The organism is Myxacorys chilensis (genome assembly GCF_059505265.1).
This window is the reverse complement of record NZ_JCACKG010000202.1, coordinates 1-25,402: the sequence shown is the minus strand read 5'-3', so window position 1 is coordinate 25,402 and position 25,402 is coordinate 1. Positions and strand designations below refer to the sequence as shown.

General features: G+C 47.1%; 23 protein-coding genes and 1 tRNA gene. 8 read left to right on the top strand and 16 right to left on the bottom strand.

Features of this window, described 5'->3' with window-relative positions; all coding sequences use genetic code 11:
- Window positions 1-101: 101 nt before the first annotated feature.
- Window positions 102-2,189: an NACHT domain-containing protein gene (locus AC5JLB_RS18870; RefSeq protein ID WP_495875366.1), complete on the bottom strand. Its 2,088-nt coding sequence runs from the start codon at window positions 2,187-2,189 to the stop codon at window positions 102-104.
- Window positions 2,190-2,208: 19 nt separating this feature from the next.
- Between AC5JLB_RS18870 and AC5JLB_RS18865 the strand changes: the two genes are divergently transcribed.
- From AC5JLB_RS18865 to ypfJ, 3 genes are all read left to right on the top strand, one after another.
- Window positions 2,209-2,577 (top strand): hypothetical protein, encoded by a 369-nt coding sequence (locus tag AC5JLB_RS18865; protein ID WP_495875365.1) that lies wholly within the window; start codon window positions 2,209-2,211, stop codon window positions 2,575-2,577.
- A gap of 96 nt (window positions 2,578-2,673) precedes the next feature.
- Window positions 2,674-2,937 (top strand): hypothetical protein, encoded by a 264-nt coding sequence (locus AC5JLB_RS18860; protein WP_495875364.1) that lies wholly within the window; start codon window positions 2,674-2,676, stop codon window positions 2,935-2,937.
- A 150-nt stretch (window positions 2,938-3,087) separates the two neighbouring features.
- A complete protein-coding gene (ypfJ, locus tag AC5JLB_RS18855) occupies window positions 3,088-3,948 on the top strand; it encodes a KPN_02809 family neutral zinc metallopeptidase (RefSeq protein ID WP_495875363.1) in 861 nt (286 codons plus the stop codon).
- A 44-nt stretch (window positions 3,949-3,992) separates the two neighbouring features.
- On the opposite strand, the gene AC5JLB_RS18850 is transcribed toward ypfJ, so the two are convergent.
- The 5 genes from AC5JLB_RS18850 to AC5JLB_RS18830 form a co-directional block, all read right to left on the bottom strand.
- Window positions 3,993-4,220: a hypothetical protein gene (locus AC5JLB_RS18850; RefSeq protein WP_495875362.1), complete on the bottom strand. Its 228-nt coding sequence runs from the start codon at window positions 4,218-4,220 to the stop codon at window positions 3,993-3,995.
- Between the two features lie 253 nt (window positions 4,221-4,473).
- Complete coding sequence (gene rbp / locus AC5JLB_RS18845) at window positions 4,474-4,752, bottom strand: RNA-binding regulator (protein ID WP_495875361.1); 279 nt, start codon at window positions 4,750-4,752, stop codon at window positions 4,474-4,476.
- 1,154 nt (window positions 4,753-5,906) lie between these two features.
- A tRNA-Ser gene (locus AC5JLB_RS18840) sits at window positions 5,907-5,991 on the bottom strand.
- A gap of 45 nt (window positions 5,992-6,036) precedes the next feature.
- The gene (locus AC5JLB_RS18835; protein ID WP_495875360.1) at window positions 6,037-8,262 is read right to left on the bottom strand and encodes a ComEC/Rec2 family competence protein; all 2,226 of its coding nucleotides are present in this window, start codon (window positions 8,260-8,262) and stop codon (window positions 6,037-6,039) included.
- A 162-nt stretch (window positions 8,263-8,424) separates the two neighbouring features.
- A complete protein-coding gene (locus tag AC5JLB_RS18830; RefSeq protein WP_495875359.1) occupies window positions 8,425-8,907 on the bottom strand; it encodes a DUF4079 domain-containing protein in 483 nt (160 codons plus the stop codon).
- A 153-nt stretch (window positions 8,908-9,060) separates the two neighbouring features.
- On the opposite strand from AC5JLB_RS18830, the gene AC5JLB_RS18825 reads away from it, so the two are divergent.
- The gene (locus tag AC5JLB_RS18825) at window positions 9,061-9,660 is read left to right on the top strand and encodes a hypothetical protein (RefSeq protein WP_495875358.1); all 600 of its coding nucleotides are present in this window, start codon (window positions 9,061-9,063) and stop codon (window positions 9,658-9,660) included.
- Window positions 9,661-9,874: 214 nt separating this feature from the next.
- Here the strand turns inward: AC5JLB_RS18825 and glyQ are convergent, their stop codons facing one another.
- Window positions 9,875-10,762 carry a glycine--tRNA ligase subunit alpha gene (gene glyQ, locus AC5JLB_RS18820; protein WP_495875357.1) on the bottom strand — a complete coding sequence of 296 codons (888 nt, stop codon included), beginning with the start codon at window positions 10,760-10,762 and terminating at the stop codon, window positions 9,875-9,877.
- A 7-nt stretch (window positions 10,763-10,769) separates the two neighbouring features.
- The gene (locus tag AC5JLB_RS18815; RefSeq protein WP_495875356.1) at window positions 10,770-11,342 is read right to left on the bottom strand and encodes a Uma2 family endonuclease; all 573 of its coding nucleotides are present in this window, start codon (window positions 11,340-11,342) and stop codon (window positions 10,770-10,772) included.
- An 82-nt stretch (window positions 11,343-11,424) separates the two neighbouring features.
- Between AC5JLB_RS18815 and AC5JLB_RS18810 the strand changes: the two genes are divergently transcribed.
- Window positions 11,425-12,204, top strand: a complete 780-nt coding sequence (locus tag AC5JLB_RS18810) for a photosystem II electron transport protein, Sll1252 family (RefSeq protein WP_495875355.1) — start codon at window positions 11,425-11,427, stop codon at window positions 12,202-12,204.
- Window positions 12,205-12,336: 132 nt separating this feature from the next.
- On the opposite strand, the gene AC5JLB_RS18805 is transcribed toward AC5JLB_RS18810, so the two are convergent.
- A complete protein-coding gene (locus AC5JLB_RS18805; protein WP_495875354.1) occupies window positions 12,337-14,619 on the bottom strand; it encodes a glycoside hydrolase family 65 protein in 2,283 nt (760 codons plus the stop codon).
- A 391-nt stretch (window positions 14,620-15,010) separates the two neighbouring features.
- On the opposite strand from AC5JLB_RS18805, the gene AC5JLB_RS18800 reads away from it, so the two are divergent.
- Window positions 15,011-16,642 (top strand): B12-binding domain-containing radical SAM protein, encoded by a 1,632-nt coding sequence (locus AC5JLB_RS18800; RefSeq protein ID WP_495875353.1) that lies wholly within the window; start codon window positions 15,011-15,013, stop codon window positions 16,640-16,642.
- A 163-nt stretch (window positions 16,643-16,805) separates the two neighbouring features.
- Window positions 16,806-17,612, top strand: coding sequence for a GH25 family lysozyme (locus tag AC5JLB_RS18795; protein ID WP_495875352.1), 807 nt, complete (start codon window positions 16,806-16,808; stop codon window positions 17,610-17,612).
- Between the two features lie 51 nt (window positions 17,613-17,663).
- Here the strand turns inward: AC5JLB_RS18795 and AC5JLB_RS18790 are convergent, their stop codons facing one another.
- The 4 genes from AC5JLB_RS18790 to upp form a co-directional block, all read right to left on the bottom strand.
- Window positions 17,664-19,157, bottom strand: coding sequence for a DASH family cryptochrome (locus AC5JLB_RS18790; protein WP_495875351.1), 1,494 nt, complete (start codon window positions 19,155-19,157; stop codon window positions 17,664-17,666).
- 165 nt (window positions 19,158-19,322) lie between these two features.
- Window positions 19,323-19,628 carry a YggT family protein gene (locus AC5JLB_RS18785; RefSeq protein ID WP_495875350.1) on the bottom strand — a complete coding sequence of 102 codons (306 nt, stop codon included), beginning with the start codon at window positions 19,626-19,628 and terminating at the stop codon, window positions 19,323-19,325.
- Between the two features lie 82 nt (window positions 19,629-19,710).
- Window positions 19,711-20,076: a ssl2009 family thylakoid membrane protein gene (locus AC5JLB_RS18780; RefSeq protein WP_495875349.1), complete on the bottom strand. Its 366-nt coding sequence runs from the start codon at window positions 20,074-20,076 to the stop codon at window positions 19,711-19,713.
- A gap of 97 nt (window positions 20,077-20,173) precedes the next feature.
- Entirely contained in the window at window positions 20,174-20,830 is a 657-nt protein-coding gene (gene upp, locus AC5JLB_RS18775) for a uracil phosphoribosyltransferase (protein ID WP_495875348.1), read from the bottom strand.
- A gap of 276 nt (window positions 20,831-21,106) precedes the next feature.
- Between upp and AC5JLB_RS18770 the strand changes: the two genes are divergently transcribed.
- Complete coding sequence (locus AC5JLB_RS18770) at window positions 21,107-21,340, top strand: hypothetical protein (RefSeq protein ID WP_495875347.1); 234 nt, start codon at window positions 21,107-21,109, stop codon at window positions 21,338-21,340.
- Between the two features lie 55 nt (window positions 21,341-21,395).
- Here AC5JLB_RS18770 and AC5JLB_RS18765 read toward each other — a convergent pair whose 3' ends face one another.
- The 3 genes from AC5JLB_RS18765 to AC5JLB_RS18755 are packed head-to-tail and all read right to left on the bottom strand — an operon-like array spanning window position 21,396 to window position 25,308.
- Window positions 21,396-22,172 (bottom strand): HNH endonuclease family protein, encoded by a 777-nt coding sequence (locus tag AC5JLB_RS18765; RefSeq protein WP_495875346.1) that lies wholly within the window; start codon window positions 22,170-22,172, stop codon window positions 21,396-21,398.
- A 53-nt stretch (window positions 22,173-22,225) separates the two neighbouring features.
- Window positions 22,226-23,806 carry an AAA family ATPase gene (locus AC5JLB_RS18760; protein ID WP_495875345.1) on the bottom strand — a complete coding sequence of 527 codons (1,581 nt, stop codon included), beginning with the start codon at window positions 23,804-23,806 and terminating at the stop codon, window positions 22,226-22,228.
- Window positions 23,803-25,308, bottom strand: coding sequence for a restriction endonuclease subunit S (locus tag AC5JLB_RS18755; protein ID WP_495875414.1), 1,506 nt, complete (start codon window positions 25,306-25,308; stop codon window positions 23,803-23,805). Before AC5JLB_RS18755 ends, AC5JLB_RS18760 begins: the two co-directional genes overlap by 4 nt.
- Window positions 25,309-25,402 lie beyond the last annotated feature (94 nt).

Here is a 25,402-nt window from a genome sequence, read left to right as displayed (position 1 = left end):
AGCACGTCTACAATAAATTCGGTTTCAGTGAAATTCCAAGTTCTTCTAAAACTTGAATTTTTGAGAGTGCGTGTTCACTAAATTGTATTTCTTTTTCCATTTCACTCTCTGACCGTGAGTATTCGAGATTCGATGCCTTCCCAGACCTGCGGCGACACGCGCAAGGCAGCTTCTTTACAACGGATCATCAACTCATTGGCGTAGAGATAGTTTTCGAGCGAATCCACCTCTTCTTTAGATAAATTGAGCCATTCCCGATCGAGATGGAAAGCATCGTGCCAAGTTTGACGAAGACGATCGGCAAATGCTCGACGCACCTCAATAGGTGCATTATCACTTGGAACAGAAGCTCTCATGGCTCCAAATTGATTAATCAAAGTTGAGAAATCAACCGAAGAATTGAAGATTTCTACTTTGGCGCGGTCGCGGGCGAAGTCGCGGGCGAAGTCGAAGTCGAGGGCGAGGGCGAGGGCGCGGGCGCGGGCGAGGGTGCCGTCGAGGGCGCGGTCGAGGGCGAAGTCGAGGGCGCGGTCGAGGGCGCGGGCGAGATCGAGGTTGAGGGCGCGGGCGCGGGCGAGGTTGAGGGCGCAGGCGAGGTCGAAGTCGAGGGCGCGGGCGTAGAAGAGAGCAACAACTCTCTTAGCTGCTGGTTTCAAATCGCCTGCTGATCCAGTGGTTATTTCATCACTCCACTCAACCAATGCTTTGAGTTTCTCTGAATGGATCAAGTTTTGGGCTTCCTGCTCCATAAGCTTTAAAGGTTCATCTGCACTTCGCATTAAGCCAGCTACGAGAAAAAATACCTCACGCCAACGCTGATCAGAGACATGTTGTGCAACAAGTGTTCCAACTTGCCGTTCATCTACGATGTATTGCGCGGTGAGGTACTCCTGAAAGGTCAAATGCGAGAACGAATAGGCATCTCTCGCTCGTTCTACCAAAATTCCTTGCTGCACTTGAATGGCATTCAGCACCGCTTCTGCATCTAGGTGCTTTGGTGCATTCAGATTACTCATTAAAAATTCTCGGATTTGGTCAGTTAGCTCTCGTTTTGAGAAAAACAACTGATCTTCAGCAAAGCTTCTGTAAGCAATCTCGGAAAGCAATATTTTTTCTAGCTCTAGACTCAATTCCCGGTAGATCGGGTCATGAGCAATGCGTTTCTCTGAAGCCCATTTCTTCAGCCATACCTCCAACGCCTCACCATACAATGCTGCTCGCTGCTTTGGTAAGTTTTGCGACTCGTCATATACAGCGCAAAGCAGCGTCAGAAGTAATGGCGTTTGCCCCAGTTCTTTCGCCGCTCTGTAGTCTGGGCTTTGTAGCAACTTCCAACACTCATCAGCATCCTTCGGTTCTTTCCGAAACCACTGGCGCACAAATGTTTCCATCTGCGAATCATTAAAAGATGCCATTGTCACATCTTTAAAGCGCGGAAATCCTCCTTTGTAAGCCGCAATTCGACAGGAGGCAATGAAGTGATTCTTATCGTAGCGATCAACCAAGTTTCCAATCTGCGTAATGGCGCGATCGACATGCTCGATCGGCACTTCATCTAAGCCATCTAGCAAAATGAGAAGCTTTCCTGCTTTTAATAGCCTCTGGGTAAACACTTCTGCATTGGGAAATCCACAATTTTCAAACTCTTGAGCAATGAATTGCTCGATTTGAGTTTGGCTCGAATCAAATCGTTTGAGTTCCACAAACACTGGAATCAGTTCGTGTCGAAATCTCGCCGTTTCCCACTTCAGCGCTTCTAATCCGACTTTCCTCAGAAACGTAGATTTGCCGATTCCCGGACTTCCCAACACCATTAACCGAGGGCTTAGATTCGCGACCGCAATTCCGTTCTCGCGCGTTGTCCGCTCAAAGGCGAAACCTCGTCCAATTTCGAGGTAAAGCTCTTTCAGAGTGTCAGGAGATTCAAAGCGGCGGCTTTCTCGCGTGTCTAAAACCTGCACATCTGTGTAAATATCTTCCAACTGAGTAGGATTATCCATTCGCAAGCACTCATATTTCAGAGTGCAGTGTCGTTTCTGATAGGTTCGTACATATTCTTCTACTGCTGTTCCAACTTGCTGCTGAAGCTGTTCTGTAATTTTCTCGCCCGATTTCTTCCATACAGTCTCGATTATCAAACCAGACAGCTTTTTAATGACTTCCAGCGAAATTGGATCAGTTGGCAGCATGATTTAAGCAGCGATTTTGTTGGGCGTTCCCTCAGTGATACACGACGATCGTGCCTCTCCCCCGACCCTTCAGGAAAATTTCCTCATCATTGCAGTTCCAAGCCCGGCACTCCGGGTTCAGATCTCGACACTCCGAGTTCCAAGCTCGGCACTTCGAGCAAAAAGCCTGACGCTCCGAGTTCAAAGCCTGACGTTTCGAGTTCAAAGCCTGACGTTTCGAGCAAAAAGCCTCATGTTCCAGGCTCCAAGCCCGACACTCCGAGCAAAAAGCCTGACACTTCGAGTTCAAAGGGGCGCGATCGCGCTACTGAATGCAAACAATCAGAGTTTGGGAGCGATCGCACTCCCCCCAATGCCCAAACGCCTAGATAAAAACGCCTCACTCTAACCATCGACAGCGCAAGTTCTAACCCTTTACAGAGAACGTCCCCTTCATTCCTGCATTAAAGTCGTAACAAAACTATATAAAGACAACTTTTCTGCCATGTTTCCCAACCTATTACAAGCAACCAACGAATACTGGCGCAAGCTCAACGAGCTAGAAGCCGCTTACAAGCGAGGCGACGTTTCGCTAGAAGAAGTAGATGCCACAGTCAAAGTCCTAATGGCAGACCTCAAACAAGAGCGTCGAGAAGCCCTAGCGTTTGTCTTCAACGGGTTGGGTTCCCTTTGGTACCAACAGCGAGAAGTCGTCATCGGACTGGGTTTAATTGGAATGCTCACCTACACCTGGATTGTGGTGAGTTGACATAACTTCTATTTAGTTGAGAAAAACCGCCTCACCCACTCATCCTTGGATAGATGCCCTGACACGGTCTAAATAACTACTCTGCGAATGACCGCGCATAGTTGTAATTGTCCAGATTTGGACAGCTATCAGAAATCTGGAGATTGCAAAATGGACTGGAAGGATGGTCGTCGGAGTACGAATGTCGAGGACAGACGGGGCAGAGGAATTTCTGCTCCAGTAGTTGGAGGCGGTATTGGAACCATTGTTTTAGCGATCGTAGTCACCCTCTTGGGCGGCGACCCCAGCGTAATTCTCAATCAATCCCCTAACGATCAAGCCCCTGCGCCTCAAACTCAGAATCCGCAGACCGGACAGCCTCCCGCTAATGACCAAATGTCAGAGTTTGTTTCTGTCGTCTTAGCAGATACCGAAGACACCTGGAGCGAAGTTTTCCGGCAGAACGGCAGCACCTACCGAAAGCCGAAATTAGTCTTATTTTCAAATGCGGTTGAATCTGCCTGCGGATCTGCCCGCTCTGCTATGGGTCCGTTCTACTGTCCCGCCGATCAGAAAGTGTATATCGATCTAAGTTTTTACCGCGATCTCAGAACCAAATATCAAGCACCCGGAGACTTTGCCCAAGCTTATGTACTGGCGCATGAAGTCGGGCATCATGTCCAAAATTTATTGGGCACATCAGACAAAGTGCAACGGCTGCAAAAACAGGTCAGCAAAGCAGAAGCCAATCAGCTTTCGGTGATGTTGGAATTGCAGGCAGACTGTTATGCAGGCGTTTGGGGAAATCGCGCTCAGCGATCGCGGCAGATTCTAGAGCAAGGCGACATTGAAGAAGCATTGAACGCCGCAAGCGGGATTGGCGACGATCGGCTGCAAGAGCAAGCCAGGGGACGCGTTGTTCCAGAATCCTTTACTCACGGTAGTTCTGCTCAACGCACACGCTGGTTTAAGCAGGGCATTGAGACGGGAGATCCGGAGCAGTGCAACACGTTCGCAGCCAAGAATCTTTAAAGGGATTGAACGAGCTATTTTCCTTCAGTTGAATCTTTACTCAACTAAGCTTTAGTTGCAGGTTCAATCTGAAGGCTTCCCATGTACACATAGCCAGCGAAACCATCAACGCTGTTCTGATAACTGAACAGTTGCGCTGAGCCGTTCTTGTCGCCTTCTTTTACTTTGTGACAATCAAATTCAAAGATTCGGAATTTCAATTCTTCTACTTCTAAATAGTAATCATTCTTGTGAATATGAAGCGTTCCCATTTGTCTATCTAGAGTGTGCATAGTTATTTTCTCTGGTGTACAAGCTACTTTGTTGATGACGAGCTTCGGTTAGCCCTGCTTTCCTTCGTAGAAAACCCAATTGCGGCGATCTCACTCGATTAATTAAAAACAAAGGCTCAAGCATCCCTGCCTGAGCCTTTTGAAATCAGATCCAGAAGTTGAAACAAGATGACGAACAACAGTAAGTTATCTTGTTTCAATTCGGGGTTCAAGATCTGATCGTCTCAACTTTCTAATTGTTACAAAGAAACAATTATCTGCGTCCGCCACCAAAGGAACCACCGCGATCTTCACGAGGCTTCGCTTTGTTAACCTTCAAATCGCGACCCATCCACTCTGCTCCATCCAGTGCTTCGATCGCTGCTGTCTCTTCAGCATCTGCCGCCATTTCTACAAAGCCAAAGCCGCGCATACGACCTGTTTCACGATCGGTGGGAAGCTGAACTCGCTTGACCGATCCATACTCTGCAAATATGGACGTTAGACCTGCTTCTGTAACCTCATAAGATAGATTACCTACATAAATCGACATAAGACTGTCTCCAAAATTAAAAGGGGTGTGGAGTAAAATTTCGGAGAGAAGTCTGCCGATGAAAAACGCAAAAGATCCGTTAATCCCAAAAACAAATGCTGCAACCGATACTCTATTCGCTAGTTCATTCTAACAGCACTTTTGCAAAGCGGAGTGTTGCAGATGGACTAAAGGACTAAAACTATACAAGATTGAGCTTAGTTGCCTATTGGCCCGTCGTATCTTGCGGTGTCTTTACTTTATCTTTCGATCATCGGGTTTCAGCTTTTTGGATTTTTGTTGCCTATCTCTGGTCAACAGACTGTTACCTGACTAGTAGTTTCACCAGCCGCGATGCACTGGCAGCGATTTGCGATAGAGATAGTGTCTGCTACCGACAGACAAGTTGCATCGCTGAACTGGTTACTTCCGCAGAAACGGCTTTGCTAACTCTTAGCTTGAAGTTCGACTAGCGCATCTCCACTAAAACGGATTACACGCGAAAGCGAGTTTCGGGAATGCTCAGTTGTCGAAACTGACAGAGTGACATTGTTCCGACCAGGCTCTAAAATATGCTTCACCTTGCAGACTTGCATCTTGTTGTTGCAGTAAGCAAGGATGCGATCGCCGACCTTAATTTCTAACGCTAGAATTTTCAATGACTGCTTAACCTCATTAAGGAATTAGCCTGACTGGACTGAGTTAACGCTGCCTGTTGTTATGTAGCAGCGAACCAATAGCTGTCTATGAATGTGCTTTAGCAGACGCACAGACCCTGACCGCTTTAGCTCGATAGTCCTATATAGGTGGGAAAGAAGCTATTTACTGCAAAGGCCTAATTTTTTAGGAATTGCAATACCTCTGCACTCTATCACAAATTTTTCAGTAGCAAAACTCGCAGTCTACTGTCAATAAGAATTTATACTCAAAACAGTGATAAGCGTGGATTCCAAGAAAAGCAGGAGCGACAGAGGCACTACAGTCTATAGAAGCACTACAGCCTGTGCGAATCTAGCAGTAATCTCTTAGTAAGAATCTCGGTTGAGCAGGTTAGAACCGACAGAGAACTGTGTGCGATGACTCATCTCTATGCGGTCGTGCGATCGATTTTAATGCGATCGGCTTTATGCACTCACTCCAATAGTGCTTGCCTGCCAAGATTGGCTGAGTTGAAACGGAGAGGGGGGGATTCGAACCCCCGTTGGGTTTCCCCAAAACGCATTTCGAGTGCGTCACCATGAACCGCTCGGACACCTCTCCAGAGCTATGAGTAAGCGTAACTCGTACCCACAGCTACCCATGATACTACAAGAGTGCGGCGTCTGCTTCGCCCGATTCTAAAGTTGCCTTAAACCCTAGCTTTGGCGTCCATTGAATCGCGCCCGTTTGAGCCGTCCGGTAGACCGAGGTTCCAATGCGCTGCAACTGATTGTAGGTTCGAGAACTCACCTGAGCGTAAGCGATCGCGCTTTTTGGTGAGAGTGTCTTCAGCAGCGTTGGCGGTAAGGCTTTTCCAGACCACCACAAGATTTGATTGCCTTGCAGATCGACTTCAGATTCTGTCTGATCGGTCGGAACATCTTTGAGCCACAGCCAACGCTGCGGCCCAATTTGAAACTGAACAATTGTTGGATTAAGGCTCAGTGGACGAACGGCGACCGAACCCAAAGCAATGTTTTCGGTGAGCTGAACATACTGGCTGTGCTGCTTCTCCAGCGATCGCATCGCTTGCGGATTCAAGGCAGGCTGATTTGCATCGGACAAATCATAGAGCGCTTTAATTGGTAATGTGTCCAGAAGCGTAGCCCAGCCATTGGGATTAGAGGGATTCGCCGCGATCGCCCAATCGATCTGATTCACACCTTGCTTCTGCAAAAACGGCAGCACCGTCGAACTTGCAGTCGCTGCATCCCCTGTGTTAACTAATCCGACTCGTCCTCCGTCTTGAATAATCAGGATCGGATCGCGATTCGTTGCGATCGCGCTCACCTGCAATAAATTCGCTCTCGCATAGCTCGCCGGGATAAACACTAAACTAATGCCTACCAACAGAATCAGCCCCCACCAACGCTGACATCGCGGCTGCAACCAAGGTAAGCAAATCAATCCATATAAGGCTAAGGTCAGCACACTAGAGATGGTTCCAAGGGCAACCGAGTTTCCGGGTAATTTGCAGAAGAAGATGACGATCGCAATCAACCAATGTGTTGGATAGTAGAATAGCCATGCCGCATAACTGCCAATCGATTCTGATGCTAACGCTAATATCGCGCTGATAAAACCACCAATACTAAGAATAGAAATAAGCGGCGTGACAATCACATTCACTAAAATGCTGTACGGCGAAACTATGCCAAAAGCATAAAGCTGTAGAGGTAATGTCCAAATATATGCCGCAATCGGGACAGCGAAGGGAGGTGCGATCGCGCTGGGTAGCCAATCTAACCATTTTGTTAATATTGGAACAGTAACGAGTAAACCTAAAGTTGCGAGAACGCTAAGCTGAAATCCTAAATTCCAGATCCAAGTCGGATAGATAAATAGTAGGATTGTCACGCTCAAGAGCAATGAACCAATCGGCTTAACTTGTTTATCGGCTGCAACTCCGATTAAAATCGCAAATCCCATAAAGACGGCTCGAAGCACAGCTGGTTGAACTCCTGCAAGGCCGAGAAAGATGATCAGTCCTGTTGCACCGAAACAGACTTGCACCAGTTTGGGAAACCGCCGAGTCAGGGCTAACACAACTCCTAAAATGAGTGATACTTGAAACCCGGATGCCGCTAAAGCATGACTCAATCCAATCTTGGTAAACGCATCTTTCACCTCAAACGGAACATTAACCACGCGACCCCCTAACACCATCGCGCTGAGCAATGCGCCTTCGGGGCTTCCCAATCGATCTGCTTGAGATTTGATAATTCTCTGCTGAACCATCCATAGTCCCCAACTCGGTTTCTGCGTTGGTTCTAGACGCTCTACGGTTGTTGCCTTAAATCCTGCAAAACTTTCTTCCTGAGCCAGGTATTTCTGAAAATCAAATCCGCCAGGATTCAGAGCAGGTTTAGGTTTGTAGAGCGATCCGGTGAGTGCGATCGCGGCTCCTGGATACAGATCTTTCGCCATGACTGGCGGCATCGTCACATAGAGTTTGCCGTCCACTGTTTCATCGATTGACGCTACTCCACTGACCGCTAACCATACTTGCGATTTTCCACTCCGCGTCAGTCTCGGCAATTCTTCGACCTGACCGTAAACCGTCATTTCTTGTCTCGCGTCAGTGGCGAAACGACTGACATCATGAGCGCTAGGTTGAGGCGATCGCAACGGTAAATAGAAACTCGCCAGCACTCCAATCACGCCTGCAATGAGCCAAATTTTTGCTGGAAAGTATCCTGGTTTAATTCGAGGCACGACAAATGCAGCGATCGTTGCACACCCTAAAACAGCGGCTCCACCCCAGGGAAAGGCAGTTGCCATCAGCCCTAAAATGTAAGCCAAGCACCAGATTACTACACTTGTCACAGCCATGAATTTCTTCTCTAAATCGCCAAAACTGACTTAGAGTACCCCGTCTTTCTAATGGTCTGTCGATTTTGAACTAGGGGATTCAGGACGCTTAGCACTTTACGAGGAAAGAAGAATGAGGATTAGCTTTCATCCCTCATCCTTCATCCCTCATAAAGAAAACGTTTAGATAGATAATCCAAGTCTGATTCCGAAAAAAGCATGAAGCAGTAGAACACCCATTGCAGCACTACCTAAATAAGCATGAAACATTCGCAAACTGGGTTTGTTTCCAGCGAAATTAGTGAAGGCAATAATGCCATTTAGAAACAAGAAGCCTATCGCAATGTTTGCCGTCCAAAAATGCGGACTCTCTAAAATTGGCTTTTGTTGCATCACCAATGACAATACGCCTCCGGTATAGCCCAAAGCTAGAAACAGTGTCATTGCGGGCGCAATCTTACGATGCTCAAGCCGACTTTTAGCAGCAACTTCTTTGTCGCTCGATAATCGACCGCGCCACCCTGTCCACGCTACAAAGCTTCCCATGACGAGAACTACGATCGCCATCATGGCAGGGTGTCCCCAATGCACAATCGGCTCTGGAATGTTGAAGCTACGAAACCACGCCGCGATTGGCTCTAGAGTTTGACTCGAACTAGACGACATCGTGTTCTCCTCGATTTGAAGACTGAGTTTAAGAATTGTTGAGAAATATTCTACGCGAAGTTAAGCTTGCTAAGTTGCGTTCTCAAGAACAAGCTCAATATACTAAATCTAAATAAGTATCAAATTCCGAGTTGCTCTACCCGGCAAAGAGACATGGCTTACAGCGATTTCAAACTAAGCGAGTTAATTAAAGATTTCAGCTTGACGCTTCGAGATTCGGTTAATCTATTTTCTACAGTTGGAGAAGCCGAAAGCAGTGAACATCTGAACTATACGTTAAAAGAGAATCTTCCTTTAGCTATAGCAATTGGCTCAGAGAAAGCTCGATCAGAAATGATTATATCTCCAATTCTTATAGAAGTAAGACGTAAACTTGACCGTAAAGTGAGCCTGTTTTCGGGTGTTGATTTCACAGTTGATCCTACAAAAGGGTTAAGCGGAATTTGCGATTTTATTTTTAGCAAAAACCCAGAGCAATTTCTAATTCAATCGCCTGTTGTAGCGATCGTTGAAGCAAAGAATGAAAACTTAAAAAGTGGTTTCGCACAATGCATGGCTGAAATGATCGCGGCTCAACTGTTCAATCAGCGCGAAGGAAACGATATTCCAATTATTTATGGTGTTGTCACCATTGGAACAATCTGGAGATTTTTTAAGTTACAAGGTCAAGTCATAGAAATCGATTTCACCGAGTACTACATCGAGAGCCTCAACAAAATCTTAGGAATTCTGCTACACATACTGTCTTCCTAGTTAAGAAAAAGGTTAATTACTTAACTTTGATGAACATGTGAAGTAAAGCTAATTTAATTCTTAGAAATTGAGTTCTTCCTGACCATTAAAACTTTGAAACTGGATTATGCTCACTTCGTACTTCTTGCCCATTTGATGCTTTCTTTGCAGCCCAAAGTACAAGGTTAGGCTAACACTACTAATAGGTATAAACCACCGTGAATTTGCGATGCGATCAAGCAACTTCAACCTTTTCACCTTTCAATAGCGGAAATCCTGCTGCTTCACGCTGCTTCAAATAAAGTTGTGCAACTTGCCTTGCCAAATTGCGAACTCTACCAATGTAACGGGCGCGTTCTGTTACAGAAATAACGCCTCGTGCATCTAATAAGTTAAACGTGTGAGAGCATTTCAATACCTGGTCATAAGCAGGTAGAACTAATTCTTTCTGCATCAATTGTTGAGCTTCTTGTTCATACAATTTGAACAAGGTAAACAACAATTCTGGATTCGAGGCTTCAAAGTTGTAGGTAGAACTTTCAATTTCACCTTGAAGGAATACGTCTCCGTAGGTTAGTTTATCGTTCCATTTAATATCAAAAATGGAGTTAACACCCTGAAGATACATCGTTAGGCGCTCTAGCCCGTAGGTAATCTCGATCGAGACGGGGCGACAATCTAGGCCACCGCACTGCTGGAAGTAGGTAAACTGAGTAACCTCCATTCCATCGAGCCATACTTCCCAACCGACGCCCCACGCACCAACTGCTGCATCTTCCCAGTTATCTTCCACAAATCGAATATCGTGATCTTCAGGATGAATTCCTAATGTTTTCAACGACTCTAAATAGACCTCTTGAATATCATCAGGTGAAGGCTTGATCAGCACTTGATACTGATAGTAATGCTGCACTCGATTCGGGTTTTCTCCATAGCGTCCATCACCAGGGCGACGGCAAGGTTCTACGTAGGCAACCGACCAAGGTTCAGGTCCAATGGCCCTTAAAAACGTGTGCGGACTCTTGGTTCCTGCCCCTTTTTCCGTGTCGTAGGGTTGAACAATGAGACACCCGCGATCGCTCCAAAATTGATGCAGCGTAGCAATAACCGACTGAAAATTCATACTCTTCTCATCCTCCTGCTTTTAACACTTGCTCTGCGGTCAGGTGCAGATCGTCAAAGTTGGGAGAGACGATACGATCGTTGCCTCGAAACTGCGTCACCTGATACTCACTGTTGCCTAGTTCACAGACCGATATTACCTCGATTTCAGGATCAACAATCCAGTACTCAGGAACTGCGATCGCGGCATACTGCGATCGTTTAGCGACGTAATCACGGTCACGCTGCAACTCGCCCGGACTCACTACTTCAACAACCAACGCTGGAGGAGCCATCGAAAGCCGAATCGTATTGCGGCGCTGCAATTGGGACACATGTTCTTCTCGAAGAATCGTCAAATCAGGATATCGGTTGCGGGGTTCGCCTCGAACTTCAAGCTCTAGCCCATGCGGTCTAACTCTAAGATGTCCGATGATCGCAGCGAACTGTAGCAGTAGAAAGACAGCAATTTCCGTATTTTGTCCTGACTCTGGGGGCACTTCGATCAATTCTCCGTTAAACAGTTCGTATAGTGTATCTGTGCCATCGTCGTAAGTCAGATAGTCATCAAAGCTTAGAAAACGCTGTTTGGCTTGAGTCATCGCAATTGCAAATGGCAGGGTTGCTCTGAGCCAGGACTATCTTCGATACAATGAAGTGTCCTAGCACGATTGAGACATTTACATGCTACCGCGAGAAGACCTGCTTAAAGGTGTAGAAAATCGAGACACTGTGGCGCGAGTGATCGACCAGGCAGAACAAGCGATTAAAACGTGGGAGGTTGTTCAAAGCGATTTTCTATCGCCTCCTGAATTCGCCGAGGTGCAGCGGGCCTTTGGGCGACTGACTGAGGTGCAGTTGATTGAATGGGGCGGCTATCCTCAAGCAGAACGAAAGCGTCTTGCGATCGCACGTCCTGACCTTCCTCTAGAGACAGAGCAAGTCGAACTGACTGCCCTTGAAATTGCCGGAAATTTCCTCTTCGATCCCGCGTCACATCGAGACTTCTTAGGCGCACTGCTAGGAACAGGACTAGTGCGGGAGAAAGTGGGCGACATTGTGGTGCTAGGAGAACGCGGGGCACAAGCGATCGTGGTTCCAGAACTGGTGGATTTCTTGCAATCTAGTTTGCAGCAAGTGCGATCGGTTCCGGTGAAAACACAAGCGATTCCGCTTAGCGAACTGAAGATTCGGGAGCCGAAGAAGAAAGAACTAACGACTGTGGAAGCGTCGATGCGACTCGATGCGATCGCGTCTGCTGGCTTTGGCATGTCGCGTAGCAAAATGGCGGATCTCATTAACAGCGGCGATGTGCGTGTGAACTGGAGAGATACCACCTCTTCTAGTCACATCGTTAAAGCCGGAGATCTGATCGCGATTCGGGGCAAAGGCCGGGTCGAAGTTGGAGATGTGATGGTGACGAAGAAAGACCGATACCGCGTTCAACTGACTCGATTTGTTTAGAGCGTGGATGGGTCACGAGGATCCTGTCGAGAATAAAAATCGGCCCTCATCCCTAACCCCTTCCCCAAACGTGGAGAAGGGGTTAGGGATGAGGGCAGACATTTGCAAGAAGTTTAATCAGTCCTGGCTCACTCAAACACGATGAACCGTTACTGTATCCTTCGCGATTTCTGTATGACGTTCTGCTGCGATCGCATCGAAAGTAACCTCAGCGTGATGGGGCGTCAGGTCAAATTCATGCCACTGATCGCGCCACTTGAGGCGGAACTTTAGACGAGTCCAGTTAGACGGCAGATTGGGACAGGCGATTGGACCAAACTCCGTCAACCGAATGCCACCAAAGCCGAAAATTACGGTCTGCCAAACTCCACCCGCCGACGCCGCATGAATTCCTTCTGCCGCATTGAGTCGCACATCTTCCAGATCAACAAGAGCAGCCCGCAGGAAGTGACTGTAAGCGTCTTCAGGTTGATTGAGGTCACACGCTAGAATCGCTTGAACGGCTGGACCCAAAGACGAACCATATTTGAGATCGGTTCGGGGCGTGTAGTAATCCCAATTTGCTTGCAGTGTCTTTTGATCAAACTGTTGCCTTAGCAAATAGATCAGCATCAGCACATCGGGTTGTTTAAGAATCTGTCGCTCATTGGTTGGCTCAATGCCCAGCAGAGCTTGCATCGAAGTCGTCCGGGGTTCGTAATCGGCGAAATTGACGTCTTCTAAATCAAAGAATCCATCGAATTGCTCGATCAATCCCGTCTCGCGATCGCGGCGCATAACCAGCGATCTCGCAACGTCTGACCAGTGCTCAAACCGTTCTGATGTGAGGTCGAGCGACGTTTCTAATCGAACGGCTGCTTCTGGATACGCATGAGACAGCCAATCCCAAAGTTCAAGTGCTGATCGCAAATTCCATTGCACCATGCCGTTCGTAAAGGCATTGTTATCCACATGCTCATGGTTCTCATCAGGACCAATGACATCCTTGATCTCATAGGTGCGATCGCTAGCATTCCACGTTGCGTAACTTCCCCAGAATTTAGCTGTGTCTAGTACCAGTTCTGCGCCGCGATCGCGCATCCACTCATCATCGCCTGTCACTTTCCAATACTGCCACGCCGCATAAGCAACATCGGCAGAAATGTGTAGCTCAATATCACCACACCAAATGCGAATCAACTCTCCGTTTTTTCCAGGAACCCAACGGGGTGTGACCTCATCTCCACTGCCTGCGCTCTCCCAAGGAAACAGTGCGCCTTCAAATCCGGCAGCCTGCGCCTTGCGACGCGCCCCCGCTAGATTGTGATAGCGGTAGTTGAGGAGATTACGAGCAATGTGTGGCTGGGTCAGACTAAAAAATGGAGTAACAAAGATTTCTGTATCCCAGAAGGCATGTCCTCGGTAGGCATATCCAGACAGCGTTTTAGCCGGAACACTCACGCGATCGTCGCTTCCAGAAGCGGCAATCAACAACTGAAACAAGTTATATCGCACACTCACCTGAGCCGTCGGATCGCCTTCAATCTCGATATCGCAGTTCTGCCAAGTCATGCCCCAAACCGCAATATGGGCGGCAAAGGTTGTTTGATAGCGTGCGGTTGTCGCCAATCGGTTCAGAGCCGCTTCTAGCGGAGTTTCTGTATCACGCGAGGTGTAGAGCGTAACCGTCTTTTCGATGGTAATTGTTTGGTTTTCTGTAATGGAAACGGTTGTCGTAAGCGTTGGCTGACTAGACTTCCCCTGCATTGGCAAAATTCCATCTTCGGCCAACACTACAATTTTCGCCGTCATGCCTAGCTGAAGCCCCGAGTGCATCGTTTCAGACAACAGCCAAATAACATTGTTGATACTGCCCTGTTGCAGCGTTTTCCAGTGAGGCACTCCTTGCGTTTCTGGCTCTGTCTCAAAGCCAGATTCAATCTCCACATCGCCCGTAAAATTAATCGATGTGACGTGGCATCGCAAAGATAGGACATGCGGATCGGCAACGCTACAGAACCGCTCAAAGCGAAAATCGAGAATGTGCCCGGCGGGACTTTGCCACCGGAGGGAGCGCATGAGTAATCCGAGCCGTAGATTGAGGCGGCGATCGTAGCTCAAAGTTGTTCCTGAATCGAGCCGAAATGCTTCTCCATTGACCTTAATGGTCAGCGGCAACCAGTTGGGACAATTGACCAGTTCTGTTATGCAGATGGCAACGTCATCAAACATCCCGTGAACCAGCGTGGCGGCATTTTCGTTGGGGTAGCCTTCTTCAAATGCACCCCGAGTTCCGAGATATCCATTGCCAATTGTAAAGACCGTTTCTTGAGCGTGGAGGCGTTGCGGGTTAAATTCTGTTTCTGAAACCGTCCAACCTGTAGGGTCAAGTGTGTAGGGGTTGATAGGAGCAGCCGAGTCGAAAGCGTTGGACATGACCAAAGATCCTTACAAGCAATGGGGTAGCGATTAGGGTGCGATGAATAGAATCACAATGCGCCGTCGAAATTACTGAATCTTCCTTGAACATCAGCAATCACGATGTAAGTATGCTGTCTTCATCCCTCTATAGATAGAGTCGATCAATGGTTTTAAGAAAAACGACTACCCATACCAATCGATAAAAAGTGAAACATTTAAAAATACTACGAACAAAACTAAATCTAAGTCGTGATTGATCGGTAATATTCTGTCGCAATTAAAGTTGCGAAGTGATGATTTATTCATTCGAGAATTGTTAAACTTACGAGAAATTAGCGTAAAAGCAGCGCTCTCTTCGGCTGTTGCACCTATCTTCTTCAACCTGAACTCGTGAGGAGCAATCTCGATGACCGATATTCTAGACGCCCCCCAATCGACTTCATCTCCTCAGCAGGCCGATCTGCCTCAACGATCGCGCTACATACCGCAAAACCATCGACGAATTTTGTGCGTCTTCCCTAAATACAGTCGCTCGTTTGGAACCTTTCATCATGCCTACGGGTTGAGGGGCGTTCAGGCATTTATGCCGCCTCAAGGTCTCTTACTGGTGTCCGCTTATCTGCCCGAAGAATGGGACGTGCGGTTTGTCGATGAGAATATTCGAGCGGCGACGCGGGCAGAGTATGCGTGGGCAGACGTAGTGATTGTGAGTGGAATGCATATTCAGCGCCCTCAGATCAATCATATTAATGATCTTGCGCATGAAGCTGGAAAAATAACGGTGGTGGGCGGTCCGTCCGTTTCCGGGTGTCCTGAATATTATCCTGACTTCGATATTTTGCATGTTGGTGAATTGGGAGACGCGAGCGATCGCATGATTGAGTATCTCGATCAGCACTCCGAGCGTCCAGTTACGCAAGTTCGATTTGAAACCCGCGATCGCTTGCCGCTCACTGAGTTTCCAACTCCGGCCTATCACAAGCTCAATTTAGATCATTATTTTCTAGCCAACGTTCAGTATTCGAGTGGCTGTCCCTACCAGTGTGAATTTTGTGATATTCCAACTTTGTACGGTCGCAATCCACGGCTGAAGACACCTCAACAACTTCTGCGTGAGTTGGATGCCATGCTAGAAGCAGGAAATCCTGGTGCCGTTTATTTCGTCGATGATAACTTCATTGGCAACCGCAAAGCGATTTCAGAACTGTTACCCCATTTGATCGAATGGCAGAAGGCAAATGGTTATCCAGTGCAGTTTGCTTGCGAAGCCACATTGAATTTGGCTCAGAGTCCAAAGTTGCTTGAAATGATGCGAGAAGCCTATTTCTGTACCGTGTTTTGCGGTATTGAAACACCTGATCCAGAAGCATTACGAGCAATTTCTAAATTGCATAATCTCAGTATGCCTATTTTAGATGCTATTAAGATCATAAATAGCTATGGCATGGAGGTTGTATCTGGCATTATTTTAGGATTGGATACCGATACGCCAGAGACGTGCGATCGCATTATCGACTTCATTCGTTTGTCTCAAATTCCAATGCTCACGATTAATCTTCTCTACGCGCTGCCAAAAACGCCGCTTTGGGATCGATTGCAGCAAGAAGGACGAATTGTGCCTGATCAGGGGCGCGAATCGAACGTCGAGTTTCTCATGCCGTATGACCAAGTGATGGAAATGTGGCGACGCTGCATCGCGACGGCTTACGCTCCAGACTTTCTCTACGAACGCTTTGCTTACCAGTGCGAGCATACTTATCCCAATCGCATCAAGGTTCCCAACAGTCCTGCTCGCACGTCTCCTGAGAAGGTTCGCAAAGGCCTAACCATGCTGGCAAAAATCTTGCTGCAAGTGGGCGTGTTTGGAAACTATCGGAAAACGTTTTGGGCAATGGCAAAACCAGCGCTAAAGCAAACGAAAATTGAACAAGTGATTCACGTCGGATTAGTCGCTCATCACTTGATTAAATTTACGCAAGAATGCACAAAAGGAACAGAGTCTGCATCTTTTTATTCTCAAAAGTTGCGACAGCGTTAGCAATGCTATGAAGAAAAGATGATTTTGAGGACAAACCGCAAAATGGCTTTTCTTAATTTCGCTGAGCTTAATTTCGCTAAGATTGATGCGATCAGTGAAGCCTTAAAGAAACTTTAGGCTCGGAACGCTCATCACTGTTATTGCTGTCATTGTCTGAATTACCATGCTGTTAGGAATTGATGTTTCAGATTATCAAGGTCGCGTCGATTGGCAAGCCGTTGCCAAGTCAGGCGTTTCTTTTGGCATTGCCAAAGCATCAGAAGGACAAACCCTAGTGTCGGAAACCTTTGCCGCAAATTGGGCAGGCATGAAAGCCGCAGGTTTAGTGCGGGGAGCCTATCACTTCTTTCGTCCCCGAACCGATCCGGTCGCTCAAGCGAACACGTTCTTGAGAACTGCGAAAACGGTGCTCGGAGACTTGCCCCCCGTGCTAGACGTAGAAGTGAGCGATGGCGTGGGAGCGAGAGACCTCAACGATCGCATTGCTCAATGGCTACGAGTTGTTGAAACTGCCACAAAACGCCAAGCGATTATCTATACCTCGTTGGGGTTTTGGGAAAGCTCGCTCAATAACTCGGACGCGTTTCGCGGCCATCCTCTATGGATTGCTCAATACGAGGTTGATCGACCTATACTCCCTGGGAATTGGCCGCAGTGGGTCTTTTGGCAATATTCTGATTCTGGTCGCATTTCGGGCGTGCAGGGCGGGGTTGATGTGAATCGATTTAATGGCCCAATCGCTTCGCTACGGGATTTTACTCAAGGCTACATCTGGTTAGCTCAAGGGAATCGAGGTCCGCTTGTGGTGGTGTTGCAGCAAAAACTGCAACGCAAAGGATTTAATCCTGGTGCGAGCGATGGCATTTTTGGCACAGCAACTCGCTCAGCGCTAATTGCCTTTCAGCGCTCTGCCAAGCTTAGCCTCACTGGGGTTGCTGACGCACCCACTCAACGAGCACTGAATGCCTGATTGCAGCACCAGTAGGACGGGTATAGCTGAGTCAAATTCTCAAGAGAACTGCTATCGTCTACCCCTCACTCTCGACGTCTTACCGGATGGTTGCCCCTGGTTGTAGAGCTTCTCGTTTGCCTCGCCTGACTTAAACAAATCTACAACCGGGTTGGGATAGTCAACGCCGAGTCTCACTTCAAAGCGATCTTGCTCCACAGAAGCCAGCTTCCACGGCTCATGCACTTTTGCGGCAGGCACATTGGCAAGTTCAGGCAACCAGTGTTTCACATACTCTCCTTGGGGATCGTAATCCTTGGCTTGCTTAACAATATTGAAAAACCGGAATCCACGGGCATCGTTGCCGACTCCAGCCGTGTAGTTCCAGTTGCCCCAATTGCTGCATACGTCATAGTCAATCAGCAGCGACTCAAACCATTCGGCTCCCCATCGCCAGTCGATACCGAGATTTTTGGTCAGAAAACTCGCGACATTTTGCCGTCCGCGATTGGACATGTAGCCTGTAGCCGCAATTTCTCGCATGTTGGCATCGACAAGCGGAAAGCCGGTTTTGCCCTCGCGCCAGAGATCAAATCGTGCTTCGTCCTCTTTCCATGCGATCGCTCGACCCTGCATTCCTGATGCCCGAAAAATATGGTTCCCATGCTTAGCGCAGATGAACCAAAAATAATCGCGCCACAGCAGTTCAAAAATTAGCCAATACGTCGAGTCATTGCGGATGCGCTGCGATTCATATGCCTGCACTTGCCAGTAGATATAGCGCGGCGACAAACAGCCTAGTGCTAACCAAGGTGAAAATTTCGAGGAATAGTCTGCACCAAGCATTCCATTTCGCGTTTCTTTGTAAGTTTTGAGATGCTCTTGCGTCCAAAAATAGTGTTGTAGTCGCGCCAGCCCTTCCGTTTCTCCACCCTTAAAGGGAAGAACAGCACGTGGATCGACTAACGGAGGTTCTAAGCCAAAATCTGCTGGGGTTGGTAACTCACCAACTTCAACTTCCGGCAAATCATCTAGCGTTTGCGGTGCTGGAAAAGTTTCATAAACAGTCGAAGCTTTCTCGACTTGTTTGCGAAAGCTGGTAAAAAGTTCAGGAATGTCGCCAATGTCAAAGGGCAAGTCATCCACATGATATAGCGTGTGTCCCCAAAACCGTTTGGTTTGAACTCCGATCGCACTCAAGGTCTGCTCCAGTGCAGATTCAACCGCTCGCTCTTCAGACGTTACTTCCCCATAAAAATACACCGCCTGAACTTCTAACGCTTCGGCTAATTTAGGGATCACCTTTTCAGGCAAGCCGCGGCGTAGAATCAGGTTGCTGTTTACAGCCCTCAAACTCTTCCGCAAATCGGCCACGCTCTCTAACAAAAACTGCGCTCGATATGCGCCCGTTTTTGAAAATCCGTAGGACGTTGTTCCAAACTGCCTCTCATCAAAACAATAAACAGGAACAATAGCGGCTCCTGTTTCGAGCGCTTTTATCATCGGCTCATGGTCTTGAATCCGCAAGTCATTGCGATACCAAATCAGAATTCGCTGGTTTGCCACGTTCGAGATTATGAGTTACATTCCTTGCGATCGTAGCGGGTTCTGCTCAAAAGGGTCTCTCTCAACAAAACAAGGAGCGGGCGCAACTCCAAATGAACTGCGCCCGCTCCTTATTCTCTAACTTCGACCCCTGCTGACACCTGGGAAAATGGAAACTTCCTGATGCTAGGCGGCGGGGTATGAAATCACTAAGCCTGCAACCACTCGTGCTACAGAGGGCAGCACAACACTTTGAATGAGATTCAAGACTAAGAACCCTAAAATCGGAGAAAAATCAATTCCACCGAGCGGCGGAATGACCGAGCGAAACAGATTGAGGTAGGGATCGGTCAATTGACTCAGAAGCGCAAAGGGCTGCTTATACCAATCGACGTTGGGGAACCAAGTCAGCAAAATTCTAATAATCAGCAGAACGGTATAAATGCTGATAAAGCTATTTAACGTGGTTAGCAATAACGCTAAGGCTTCCATAGTTGTGGTTTCCTTTCAATGTCTAGGGGTGTTTAGCTTTGAACACAGTTTAAGCGATTCTTCTCACAATTGGCGAACCGCTTTAGGAGGTTTCTACGCTTCCATCTGGATTGCGCTTTGTGCCAATCGTATTCTCCTCTAGCTCGGTCGGACGACCGTTGACGCTGCCTAGCTGCTGCCGCACGTCGTCAATTGCCGTATTCAACTGCGCGATCTTGTCTTCCAAACTTTGGCGAGCCAGCTCAATATTCTGCTCAGAGGAAGCTCTTAGAGAACGCCGTCTGGCTTTTAGAGCTTTGCTTTGAGCGGATTCAGCCTTGAGCAACGGTTCTTCTACTGATTTATCGCCAAGGCGTTGGCTGACCAGTACGCCCAATACACCGCCGACAACACCGCCCGCGATCGCGCCTAGAAAGAAGCCACTTGAAAAGTTATCTTGTTGACTCATAGCTGACTCAAGATGCTTTCCTTCTATTGTATCGATTGAGGGCCATTCATTACTCTTGCAAAAAGGATTTTAGTGATAACTGATACGGATTCGCCCTCTAATGCGCTGTGCCAAAGGTGCGATCGCCCGCGTCTCCCAACCCTGGCACGATGAAGCCACGATCGTTAAGCCCTTCATCGATCGCGGCGGAATAAATATTCAAACCCGGATACGCAGCGCTCAGTTTTTGCAAAGCAGGCGGTGCGGCCACCACACAAACAATTCTTACAAATGTTGGATCAATGCCCCGCTTTACTAATTCTGCCATTGCCATCATGGTTGATCCACCCGTTGCCAACATCGGTTCAGGAATCAAAACCCGAGTTTGAGGATCAAATTGAGCGGGCAATTTATTTAAATAGCAACTGGCTTCTAACGTTTCTTCATTGCGAACTAGACCCAAGTGATAGACCGATGCCAATGGTAAGAGAGACTGTGCTCCGTCGAGTAAGGCGAGTCCTGCCCGCAAGATCGGGACAACAGCGATCGGCGTTTCTGGATTAATAAACGTGGCAGGGCAGGGCGCAAGCGGCGTTTCGACCGTTGTATCTAGCGTTGGCAACCATTCCCGAACCGCTTCATAAGTGAGCCACCGACCCAACTCAGTCATGGCGCTCCGAAACAGAGCCGACGGTGTGGACGCATCGCGAGCGACTCCCAACCAGTGCTGAATTAAGGGATGAGGCGGAACGTACACACGTAGTTGGAGAGTCATAGTTTGGAGTCAGCAAAATCTTGTAAGTCCCAAATATAATACTCCTTCTAAACTTTTTCAGGTAATACGCTAATACTGGCTGAGACAGGTCTTGAATGAAGTTATGCCTTTTCTACACAGCGTTGCCAATGGCAGCTCTCTTCTTAGGATTAAGACCGTTGACTAGGGATCGATTGGCAATTGAGAATTTATTGCAGTTGTATTGACAATGATTCGCAGTAAATTTATAGTGTTCTACAGTGTTCTCCTCTCTAGAGGATCGGCAGCGGGCGTGAGATGTGGTATGCATTTTGCGTCCGGTTTTTTATGAGACGCGATCGCATCCGGCAGATTATTGAAGATCGATTGAATGAATATGACGATCGCGCTGCGGAATTGAGGAACGATCGTAGGTTTCTCACCGAAAGTTGGCATTTAATCCTGGCGGTTGGAATTCGGAACCTCCTCGATCCACTCTTGTCGCTTCATCTGATGACTGCGCTCCACATTGTAGATTTCAGCCCTGCATAAGCTAACGCTGCTGAATATTCAGAATCAATGAACCGAAGAAGCTTCTCCTGCTATTTTAGGCACTCTGAAGAAAACCTCTTAATCGCGGATCTGGTGTACTCAATAAACATGCACGCGCTACAGCAGACAATTCCTGGTCGGCTTTGAGCATTTTGCGAATGTTCCCAGCTTCTTTTCTAAAGGCTTCTTTCGCAATAACGTTATTTCTATCTTTGTCATACTTTCTCAGCTCTTCCAAATAAGCCTGGACATGCTGCCAACAATCTTGCCAAACCACCTTACGCTTATTCATAAGGGGAGGAAAATCGAGGTTGTATCTCTCAACTGAGTATGTGACCCGCAATTGCTCCCACTCATCATGAACATAGGGACTAGGAATTACTCGTCCTTCTACGTTGAAAGATAAAAGAGTTGGATCATGATCATGAGCGGGATCTAGTAATAAAGGATCTTCAAACCGCAAATCACGATTGGGATCTGTAGCTCTTGCACATCCTTCGCGTAATGGAAAGAACGTTCCTTTCTTTCTATTGCCTGCATTACCGCAGATACGAAGGTTGCTCCAGTCAAACGTGAGCCACCAGTAACCTTCGTGTTCAGTGCCATCCAAATCTTTAGAAGATTTCTTTGGGCGAAAGTGTTCTACATCCCAATGGCTAAAGCAGTCTTTTGCTTCTGAGAACCAACACTTCTGGTCTGAAAGTGTGAGTAACCACTCTTTCAAATCGCCCCAGACCTTGCTGTTACCATCAATTATCTTCTTTCGTTCTTCTGCATTTGGAGCCGCTTTTAGATCCTCAAGCAGTTCGTTCGCCTTTGTAAGAAATTTCAAATATTCCGAGTAATGCTGTGATTCTGGTTTAGGAGGCTCTAACGGAATGTGTCTCAATTTTGTTTACCCTCCTCTAACGCATCTTCCTCCACAAGAATTTCAGCTAAAACCTCGTCGGCTAATCTAGCTTGGTCTTCTATCTCCTCTTTAGTTAATACATCCTGTTCAGGTATAGTTCTCGCCATTGCATTCGCAAATTGCTCGAAATAGGGATTTGGGTGTGTACGAGACACATGTAGTGAATTGAGTTCATTAGCTAGTTTGATCAATTTCAGTTCTTCTTCAGGGGTTTTCTCCTGAGTGCCCAACAAGCGATAATGCTCATCAAGCTTTTCCAGGATTTCAGGTGCTAGGGTTGATCTCAGACCGTACAGTTCCGACTTCAGCAATCCTTCTATTCCAATACCAATTGGGTCGTACTCAGGTTCTTCGGCCATTGTGGCTTGCTCTTGCTGCCTGAGAATACGTACCTGGTTTTTGTGCAGAGTCCCGATCATAAGTGGATTATGAGTGGCAATGAGTAATTGCCCCTTCTCAGCCCGAATATTGTCTTGGAGAAGTTTTAGAAAGTCGTAAGTCCACACTGGATTCAAGTGAGTATCTGGCTCGTCGAGTAAGTAGAGCGACTCGTCGTTCTGAGTAAATAGCAAGAGTCCGAGTACAGTCAATAGTTGCTGTTCCCCTTCACTTAATTGAGTGAACTTAACTTGTGTGCCATCACTACGCTCAACAGTGACCCGTACTTCATCCATCAGGTCGCACAGAAACAGGCTTTCGAGATAACCAAATAGTGTTTTTGGGTCTTCCTGCTCTTTTTTCAGCCGCGCAAGCTCAACTTGATTTTTGATAAACAAATATAATCGCTCGACTTTCTCTCCTTGCCGCCGTACATCCCGCTCAATGGATTCAGTATTGCGAATGGGAGCTAAAGCGCCATTCCAAAGTGTATCTAAAAAGGTTTTGAATGCACCACGGGCATACCAGAAACGAGGATCGCCTTCATCTCGTTGTATCTTTTTGGGCGCACCACTACCGCGCCACCAAGGCGTTTTTAAGACAAAGAGTGCAGAGCTAAAACATTTGATATTGAGATAATCTTCTAGTAGCTTCAGTGCGCTTGTTGACTCAGATAAAAAGAAAGCTAGCAACACCAACTGGCTATACTCTTTGCGGCAAAAGAACAGTCGCCGTAGCGGCATCTCACTTCCCTTGCTATCTAGAATTCTTAGGTAGTAGTCGCGCGTTGGTTTGTCAAAGTGCTTCTCCAGTCGGCTGCTCCAGCCAGAGTAATAAGCAAACACATAACTCGGCAAATAGTCATCAATACTGGCTTTAAAGTCTTTTTGAGAGAGGGATTTTTTGTCAACGCTGATTTTGAGTCGTCTGCTTGTCCGTTCTGGATCAGCATCTAATTCGATGATTTTCTCTCGATATACATAGCGAAGCATATAGGCAAATGAGGGTGCACGACCAATTGCTAACTCCCGAAAGATCTCGACGATTGCCTCAATCAGATTAGACTTACCTGAACCGTTGCGCCCAATGATTACTGCCGTGGGCTGTTCTTCGTCAAAGTCAATCTCAAAGTTCTGCAAGTTTCCATAGCTGGGAATGCGTAGCCAATCTAGTCTCATGCTGCCTCCAACAGACGTGGGGCATTAGAAGTTTCTTCCCTCGTTTCTTTCAGAAGACCACGAGCTTCTTCGTCTTTCAACTGGTCGTAGAAATCGTCGATCTCCAACTGCGAGGCAGACCACAAGTTTTCTGCTGTCATTGAACCATGTTCCTTGAGAATGTCAGCAAGATGAGAGGGTTGAATGTCCTTGCGCTTGAGCATAATAACCTGGGGCTGAGAAGTTTTGTCAGTAGGCTTGCGCCGTAGCGGTTTAGTCAGGTTTTCTTCGGTAATCGCGCGCATCCTGCGAATGCGCTCCAGCAATATTGATGCGGGTTCGTCGTTGGGATCTTGTGGTACTAACTCGCCTCTAAATGCCTCGTCTAACAATGTAGGTATCAATCGATCGAGTCGATCGTAGGTATTTCGATAACGGGTTTTGAGGCGATCAACGTAAGTAAACAAATCTGCGACTCGACGGACAATTTCTTGTTGTTCCCTAATTGGAGGGAGTGGAATTGGGAATGCTGAAAACCTTTCTTTGCCGAGGTGGTGAATACCGATGCCACGAGTTTCTTCAACGAAAGCTTTTGACAAAGCTGCATATAAGAACACTAAATACAGATACTCCGACATCTTCTCGAATGGACGAACGCAAATGAGAGTGTTCTGAAAACAGCAATTTTCTATCTCTCCTCGCCATATAGCTGGTTTTCCAACTTCACTAGCGCTACCAGAGCCTTCATTAATCAAAACATCTCCAGTCTGCAATTTATACCTCTCGAAATCACGAGGGTTAAAGTTCATTTCTTTAATATCTGAAAAATCCCATCCATCCCAAGTAATGTTTGCTGCTCGAATATAGGGACGCATGTTTGAACCACTATGATTCTTAGGAGATCTCTGACGACCTAAAAAAACCTCTCCTACGGCTTCTACTGAAGTAGACAACCAGCCTTCAGGTAATGTATGTTCAGAAATTCTATCCGCTTGAGAATCCGATATTCTGTGTATAAAACCTTCTCTAAACCGTTCCTGAAGTCTGATAAGCAGATTAGAAGCAGGCTCAACGTTGTTAGAATTTTCTTCTCTCCAATCTTCGGTCAGTTCTCCTGACAAAGCGGTGGCAAGAATAGATTGACGGAAGCGATCGAGAATGAGCCGCACCCGATCGAGTCGATCACGACAAGCATCCACCCGCGCAAACAATTTATCAAGATTCTCAGCAATACGTTTTTGTTCTTCGAGTGGAGCTATAGGAAGCTCAATCTCTGCAAGATCCTGTTTATTAAATCCACTTTGAGCAGAGCGAGAAACTAGCCGTAGTGGTGCTTGAAATGTCTCAGAACGTAATAGGTAATACACAAATCGCCTGTGCATTTCTTCTGGAATATCTACTTTAGCCATTGCTACGTTGTAGGCACCAGAAAGCCCAGTTAATATTCGTCCTATGGATGCACCATATCTAGCAATTAGAATATCCTGCTCAGTACATTTTTTAAGGGTATCTGTATCTTGAATGTAAGTGGGAACTGAACGCTCGCCGAAATCTCTAATCTGTAAAAACTTAAGTTGCTAGTTAGAAGCGGCAGGGGAAGCAAAGCAAATAAAATCT

What these genes read in the sequence shown, in the direction of transcription:
- AC5JLB_RS18805 (WP_495875354.1), bottom strand. Translation starts at nt 14,619, where the DNA reads ATGTCCAACGCTTTCGACTCGGCTGCTCCTATCAACCCCTACACACTT.
- AC5JLB_RS18780 (WP_495875349.1), bottom strand. Translation starts at nt 20,076, where the DNA reads ATGAGTCAACAAGATAACTTTTCAAGTGGCTTCTTTCTAGGCGCGATC.
- AC5JLB_RS18860 (WP_495875364.1), top strand. Translation starts at nt 2,674, where the DNA reads ATGTTTCCCAACCTATTACAAGCAACCAACGAATACTGGCGCAAGCTC.
- AC5JLB_RS18815 (WP_495875356.1), bottom strand. Translation starts at nt 11,342, where the DNA reads ATGACTCAAGCCAAACAGCGTTTTCTAAGCTTTGATGACTATCTGACT.
- AC5JLB_RS18825 (WP_495875358.1), top strand. Translation starts at nt 9,061, where the DNA reads ATGGCTTACAGCGATTTCAAACTAAGCGAGTTAATTAAAGATTTCAGC.
- AC5JLB_RS18785 (WP_495875350.1), bottom strand. Translation starts at nt 19,628, where the DNA reads ATGGAAGCCTTAGCGTTATTGCTAACCACGTTAAATAGCTTTATCAGC.
- ypfJ (WP_495875363.1), top strand. Translation starts at nt 3,088, where the DNA reads ATGGACTGGAAGGATGGTCGTCGGAGTACGAATGTCGAGGACAGACGG.
- AC5JLB_RS18810 (WP_495875355.1), top strand. Translation starts at nt 11,425, where the DNA reads ATGCTACCGCGAGAAGACCTGCTTAAAGGTGTAGAAAATCGAGACACT.
- AC5JLB_RS18870 (WP_495875366.1), bottom strand. Translation starts at nt 2,189, where the DNA reads ATGCTGCCAACTGATCCAATTTCGCTGGAAGTCATTAAAAAGCTGTCT.
- AC5JLB_RS18770 (WP_495875347.1), top strand. Translation starts at nt 21,107, where the DNA reads ATGTGGTATGCATTTTGCGTCCGGTTTTTTATGAGACGCGATCGCATC.
- AC5JLB_RS18800 (WP_495875353.1), top strand. Translation starts at nt 15,011, where the DNA reads ATGACCGATATTCTAGACGCCCCCCAATCGACTTCATCTCCTCAGCAG.
- AC5JLB_RS18830 (WP_495875359.1), bottom strand. Translation starts at nt 8,907, where the DNA reads ATGTCGTCTAGTTCGAGTCAAACTCTAGAGCCAATCGCGGCGTGGTTT.
- AC5JLB_RS18850 (WP_495875362.1), bottom strand. Translation starts at nt 4,220, where the DNA reads ATGCACACTCTAGATAGACAAATGGGAACGCTTCATATTCACAAGAAT.
- AC5JLB_RS18760 (WP_495875345.1), bottom strand. Translation starts at nt 23,806, where the DNA reads ATGAGACTAGATTGGCTACGCATTCCCAGCTATGGAAACTTGCAGAAC.
- upp (WP_495875348.1), bottom strand. Translation starts at nt 20,830, where the DNA reads ATGACTCTCCAACTACGTGTGTACGTTCCGCCTCATCCCTTAATTCAG.
- AC5JLB_RS18835 (WP_495875360.1), bottom strand. Translation starts at nt 8,262, where the DNA reads ATGGCTGTGACAAGTGTAGTAATCTGGTGCTTGGCTTACATTTTAGGG.
- glyQ (WP_495875357.1), bottom strand. Translation starts at nt 10,762, where the DNA reads ATGAATTTTCAGTCGGTTATTGCTACGCTGCATCAATTTTGGAGCGAT.
- rbp (WP_495875361.1), bottom strand. Translation starts at nt 4,752, where the DNA reads ATGTCGATTTATGTAGGTAATCTATCTTATGAGGTTACAGAAGCAGGT.
- AC5JLB_RS18795 (WP_495875352.1), top strand. Translation starts at nt 16,806, where the DNA reads ATGCTGTTAGGAATTGATGTTTCAGATTATCAAGGTCGCGTCGATTGG.